The 5432-nt window shown below is 61.2% G+C and carries 6 protein-coding genes; 3 read left to right on the top strand and 3 right to left on the bottom strand.

Annotated elements, in window-relative coordinates; all coding sequences use genetic code 11:
- A partial coding sequence (locus tag ABJF10_RS28995) for a S1 RNA-binding domain-containing protein (RefSeq protein ID WP_348548090.1) occupies positions 1–463 on the bottom strand: 463 nt, incomplete at its 3' end.
- A gap of 138 nt (positions 464–601) precedes the next feature.
- Positions 602–811: a hypothetical protein gene (locus ABJF10_RS28990; RefSeq protein ID WP_348548089.1), complete on the bottom strand. Its 210-nt coding sequence runs from the start codon at positions 809–811 to the stop codon at positions 602–604.
- Positions 812–1121: 310 nt separating this feature from the next.
- On the opposite strand from ABJF10_RS28990, the gene ABJF10_RS28985 reads away from it, so the two are divergent.
- The gene (locus tag ABJF10_RS28985; RefSeq protein ID WP_348548088.1) at positions 1122–2102 is read left to right on the top strand and encodes a S1/P1 nuclease; all 981 of its coding nucleotides are present in this window, start codon (positions 1122–1124) and stop codon (positions 2100–2102) included.
- A gap of 12 nt (positions 2103–2114) precedes the next feature.
- Here the strand turns inward: ABJF10_RS28985 and ABJF10_RS28980 are convergent, their stop codons facing one another.
- Entirely contained in the window at positions 2115–3410 is a 1296-nt protein-coding gene (locus tag ABJF10_RS28980; RefSeq protein WP_348548087.1) for a hypothetical protein, read from the bottom strand.
- A gap of 164 nt (positions 3411–3574) precedes the next feature.
- Here ABJF10_RS28980 and lipA point away from each other — a divergent pair, with 164 nt between their 5' ends.
- Positions 3575–4462 (top strand): lipoyl synthase, encoded by an 888-nt coding sequence (lipA, locus tag ABJF10_RS28975; RefSeq protein WP_348548086.1) that lies wholly within the window; start codon positions 3575–3577, stop codon positions 4460–4462.
- Positions 4459–5322 carry a CHAP domain-containing protein gene (locus ABJF10_RS28970; RefSeq protein WP_348548085.1) on the top strand — a complete coding sequence of 288 codons (864 nt, stop codon included), beginning with the start codon at positions 4459–4461 and terminating at the stop codon, positions 5320–5322. Before lipA ends, ABJF10_RS28970 begins: the two co-directional genes overlap by 4 nt.
- Positions 5323–5432: the final 110 nt, after the last annotated feature.

Genomic DNA, 5432 nt, shown 5'->3' with positions numbered 1-5432 from the left:
TTTTGCGGTCGTCGTTGATTTTGACGATCTTGAAGTCGTAGGTGTTGCCGACGAATTGCTGGAGATCTTTCGGGGGGACAACGTCGATCTGCGAACCGGGCAGGAACGCTTCGACGCCGATGTTGACGGTGAGGCCACCTTTGACCACCGCCTTGACTTTGCCTTTGATGAGGCCGTCGCCTTGGAAGACCTTGACGATCTTTTCCCAGTTCTGGCGGTAGGCGGCTTTTTCCTTGGAGAGGATGATCGAGCCCTCGTCGTTTTCGAGGCGCAGGATGAGCACTTCCACTTCGTCACCGACTTGGAGGTCGTCGGTGTCGTCGAATTCACTCAGGGAGATGGCGCCTTCGGATTTGTAACCGATATCGACGAGCACTTCGCGCGGGCGAACTTCGAGGATGCGGCCTTTGACGATCTGTCCCTCTTTGTACTCGCGAAAAGTTTTGGCGAGCAGGTCCTTCATTTCTAACATGGCTTTATTCGTATCCTTACCACGGGTTCCAATTGGTCCTTTCCACCCGGACACGGCCAACAAGGCCACGCCAATAACGGGGGAAAAGGGGCCGGTAAAATAGGCTCCTGCCACCGTTTGGCAAGGGTTTTAGTTGGGTTTTTTGCGGGCCCTTGGCGAGGGCTTGAGGGACGCGGCGCCGCCTTCGATCACCTCCGCCCGAATCAACGCCCGCCGAACCATGACCGCGTAGCGGAGAGCGTCGCGCCGTGCCGCGCAGCGAAGAACGGGCTCGGAATCGACCACCACAATAAAGGAATAGGGCTCCTCCAATACGCAGACGCGCTTTTTGGAGAGCATGGCTGGTGACATACGCAGGAAGACGGCTTCCCAAAAGAGGCATCGACCCGGCCTTGGGTCACGGATGTGCATAGGATGAAACACGTTCGCTAGACTGGAACGGATCCACCGGGAGGCTTGACGCGGACGGCGGCGATTGCTAGCACTGTTCCAAGCAGGGCCAGTCGGGTGGTATGAATTCCAAATTACGAGCGTGTGAAGATGCAGGCGGCAACTCCGGGAGTTGCAGTCCGGGGAACGCTCTGCCCTCAACAGCCGGCCGAAGCCATTTTCGCGACGCCAAAAACAACGATACCAGACATCCCAGATTATGCTGAATCCCAAGAATACATTTCTCGACTGCCCATCTTGGGCGGGAGCCATCGCCGCGGCATTTTGTGTCGCCATCTCCAATCCCGTGGCGTGGGCCTGGGGGACTGACGGGCACAAGACGGTCGGCGCGATCGCCGACGATTTGATCGTGGGCAGCCACGCCGAGCAGCATGTGAAGACCCTGCTGGGGACGGAGTCGCTGCAGGATGCCTCCACTTGGGCCGATGAAGTGAAGCATGGGCCGTTTACCAAGGAGACGAAGGCTTATGCGGCGCGCAACCACGACCACAAGGCAAACCACTACGCCGACATCCCCATCCAGAAGAGCGCGTACAGCGCCAGTTTCATCGGGGCGAACAAGAACGACGTGGTGCACACCATCGTTCGCTGCATCAAGGTCTTGGAATCTGGGAAAGATGACCCGACGATTACCCAAAAGGAGGCGTTGATGGTGTTGGTGCACATGGTGGGAGATGTGCATCAGCCTCTCCACGTCGGCTCGGTCTATCTCGACGCCACAGGTAAGATCGTCGAGCCGAAGACGCCGGCCGAAGCTGCCGCTGCCTTTACCACCGGAGGAAACGACGTGAGCTTTCATGGGGTGCTGCACAGCTATTGGGATGATCAAACCGTGAGTCGCGCATTCACGATGGAAAAGGTGGCTACGCCCAAGGCGTTTGCCGACAAGGTCTCGAAGACCTCGCCGGCCGGCGTGCAAACCGGGTCTTTCATGAGCCAATGGAGCGGGCAGTGGGCGTCGTCCATGATGCCGCTGGCCGCCAAGGCCTATGATCTCAAATACGAAGCGAAGACGAGCAAAGTCGAAAAGGTCCACGGCAAAATGACGACGGTGACCTATTGGCCCGCGACCGCGACGGACGTCAAAACATACGACAGTTGGGCGGGACAGGTGGCGCACGATAATCTCGTGCTGGCGGGCTTTCGCCTGGCCGCTGTGCTCAAGAAAATCTGGCCCTGATGGCGCTTTATCTCAGGGGCCGGTGAGCAACTGCAACCGGTAGGCCGCGGCTTCGGCGGGGAAGAATTGCGAGTAGTAGAGGCGCTGGTAGTCGAAGTGCTGGATGGCTTCGAGGATGGCCGGGCGGTGCGGCTCGACGAGGGCGCGGTCGGGGCAGAGGGTGACGATCCACGCGGCGAAGAGCGATTCGCGCATGAGATTGAATTCCGGTCCACGGCGCGGGGAGAGGCGGCCCAATTCCTTGGCCTGGCGCTCGGCGACGTCCACCGCATCGGCCTCGCTGTGCTGCGGTTGCCACCATTCGTTGAGCACACGCCAGTCGAGAAGACAGGCAGCGGTGGAATTATTGTCGAACTGGGCGGCCAGCGGGAGGCTCGCCGCGGCAAGGGCGACGCTGGCGGCGAGGCCTTGGGTGTAGGCGCGCAGATAGGTGGGGAGGGTTTCCATTTCCCACAGGCCGCGCAGGCAGACGATGCCGGAGGCGCCGGTCCACGATTGGCGGCGGTTGTTGCGGAACTCCATGCCCTTGGCGCAAATCTCCAGCCGGCTCACCGGCGGCGTGGTGGCACCAGGGGGCGCACCGCGTTCTTCCACGGCTTTTTGATACAGGTCGGCCCACTTTCGATCGCGCGTGAGATCGTGCATGGCTTTGAGCACGAAGAGCATCCGGGGCGCGCTTTCCCAGGTGAAGCCGGCAAAGCTGCCGCGAAAGGGAGAGGGTGCGCCGGTGTTGCAGGGCATGAGCCAGCGGTTGGCGGCGAGCACTTCGGCAACCTCGACCATCCGCGCGACGATGCGTTCGCGTTCCTTGGGCGAGGCCAGGCCTTCACGCAGGAAACGCCAGAGGCCATAGAACCACGGCGAGGTCTGGTCGTTCGAGCCCATGGGATAAGGCGTCTTGCCATCGTCGGCGACGCCGCGGGCGACGAATCCGGGCGGGCCCAGCGAGGAGAGAAAAAAGAGTCCGTCGGCCAGGCGCTTCGCCTTGTCCTTGTCGGCCTCGCTACGGGAGATTTTCCAGCGACTGATGGCGGCGTCGAGATAGAAGCCGTTGAACATCGCGCCGTTCTCCGTAGGGGTCCACCACGCCAGCGCGTTCGGTTTGCCATCGCGGCATTCCTCGGCCGTGGCGCGCGGAAACGTGCCGTCGAGATCCGTGTAGTCGACGACGATGTTGTGGCTATCGACGAAGCGGCGCCAAATCTCGTCATGCACCTTTTGCGCGGCGTCGGCCGCTTCATTCGCCGCCCGCGCCCGGCGCAGGCCGAGGCTGAGCGTGGCGGTGAAGGCCGCGCTGGCCTTGAGCATAGTACGGCGGGAGACGGTGGGAATGTTTGAAGTTTGAGGTTTGAGGTTTGAGGTCGCGCTCACGGGGAAAGTGGAATCGGTGCGAGATTAAATCATCCGGCAAATATCTTCCATCAAACATGCTCCGGTTGCTTTCTGCGGCGGAAAGTCTAGCGTCTGCATCCATGTCTTGCAGCAAGATCGATCCCGCACTTCATCAGGCAAAAAAGCCTGATTGGATCAAAGTGCGCCTGCCCACCAATCCGGTCTTTTTTTCCACCAAGGCGCTGATCTCCGACTTGCGGCTGCACACCGTGTGCGAAGAGGCGCAATGCCCGAATCGCTGGGAGTGCTGGAGCTCCGGGACCGCGACCTTCATGATCGCCGGCGAACGCTGCACGCGGGCCTGTGGCTTTTGCGCGGTGACGACCGCGAAGCCTTTTGCGCTCGAGGCCGATGAGCCTGAGCGTGTGGCGCAAGCCGTGCAGCGCATGAAGCTCAAGCATGTCGTCATCACGGCCGTGGCGCGCGATGACTTGAAGGATGGCGGCGCTGCCCATTTTGCGCGGACGATCGAGGCGATCCGGACGGCGAATCCGGAGATCGCCATCGAGGTGCTCGTTCCCGATTTTCATGCGAAAGAGGAATGCCTGCGTATGGTGGCGGACGCGAAGCCGCATATTTTCAATCACAACGTAGAGACGGTGGAACGGTTGACGCCGCTGGTGCGTTCGCGCGCCAAGTATCGGCTCTCGTTGGAAGTGTTGCGGCGCATGAAGGAGATCGCGCCGCAGCTGGTGACCAAGAGCGGCATCATGCTCGGCCTCGGCGAAACGGAGCCGGAGATTTTCCAGACGATGGACGACTTGCGCGAGGCCGGCGTGCAATTGCTGACCATGGGACAGTATCTGCGCCCTACGCCACAGCATTTGCCCGTGGTGGAATACGTGCACCCCGACACTTTCCAGCTCTACAAGGAGATCGCCGAGAAGAAGGGCTTTGAGCATGTGGCCTCCGGGCCGCTGGTGCGCAGCTCGTATCACGCGGCCGATTTCAACCCGCTAGGCCGGTGAAGGTCGGCGACGTGCCTTCGCTGGAAGGGCGGCGCGCCCGATGCAGACTCTTCGCCGCCGTCTTGGCGATCGCTTTTGTCCTCGCTGCCGCGCCATGGGTTCGCGCGGACGAAAGCACAGTACTGCCTCAATGGACGACGAAGGATGGGCGGGTCTTTCAGGCGAAGCTCCTCCGATTGCAAGGCACCGCGATCGTGGTCGCGAGGGATGGCGTCGAATTCAAGGTCCCTATTTTCACGCTGACCCCCGCGAGCCTGGAGCAGGCCAGGCGCCTTTCCATGCGAGCGACGTTGGTGAACCCAGCCGCGCCAGTGGCGGTCCGGGCCAAACCCGTCACGCCCCCAGTCACCCCAGTGGTGCCCCGGGCCATACCGCTCGCCCCGGTTGCCTCCTTCGCGGTAGGTCCATCGATCCTGGAGTTTTGTCAGGAAAACCTCGGAAAGAAAATCGGGAGTGGACAGTGCGCCTCCCTGGCCTCGGCGGCGCTCAAGAATGCGGGAGCGCCGACGCGCGCGGGGGCGGACTGGCCGGGAGAGGGAGATTACGTCTGGGGCGAGCCGGTCGCCTGGATCAAAGCGGGATTTATGGGCGTCAGGGGCGTCCGGGAATTGGCCCATGTAGAAGCGGGCGACATCGTTCAATTTCACAACACCCGGTTTTCGGGATACAACCATGGGAATTCGGGAGTTTATCAGATGGAGGCCAAGCACCACACGGCGGTGGTCGAAAGCGTGGACCTCGCGCGCGCCACGATCACCGTCCTGCATCAAAACTGGAATCATCAGGACATCGTCCGCCGGCAGATGTTGTATCTCGGGGGAATGACCGACGGGTGGCTTCGGTTTTATCACGCGCGATAAATTGCGGACCTTGAATTACCTTGAGAAGGCTTGATTTGGCTTAAGTCACTCTGAGCAGCCGGCAGGCAATCAAGGCCGGCAAAGTCCCCCAACAGCGCCACATTTCGCGC

This window comes from Chthoniobacter sp. (assembly GCF_040003245.1).
GTDB lineage: Bacteria > Verrucomicrobiota > Verrucomicrobiia > Chthoniobacterales > Chthoniobacteraceae > Chthoniobacter.
Note: the sequence above shows the minus strand (reverse complement) of the source record. Positions and strands in the feature narration are given on the sequence as shown.

Bases quoted from the DNA above. Each gene is read 5' to 3' on its own strand.
- ABJF10_RS28990 (WP_348548089.1), bottom strand. From the start codon at position 811: ATGCTCTCCAAAAAGCGCGTCTGCGTATTGGAGGAGCCCTATTCCTTT.
- ABJF10_RS28985 (WP_348548088.1), top strand. From the start codon at position 1,122: ATGCTGAATCCCAAGAATACATTTCTCGACTGCCCATCTTGGGCGGGA.
- ABJF10_RS28980 (WP_348548087.1), bottom strand. From the start codon at position 3,410: ATGCTCAAGGCCAGCGCGGCCTTCACCGCCACGCTCAGCCTCGGCCTG.
- lipA (WP_348548086.1), top strand. From the start codon at position 3,575: ATGTCTTGCAGCAAGATCGATCCCGCACTTCATCAGGCAAAAAAGCCT.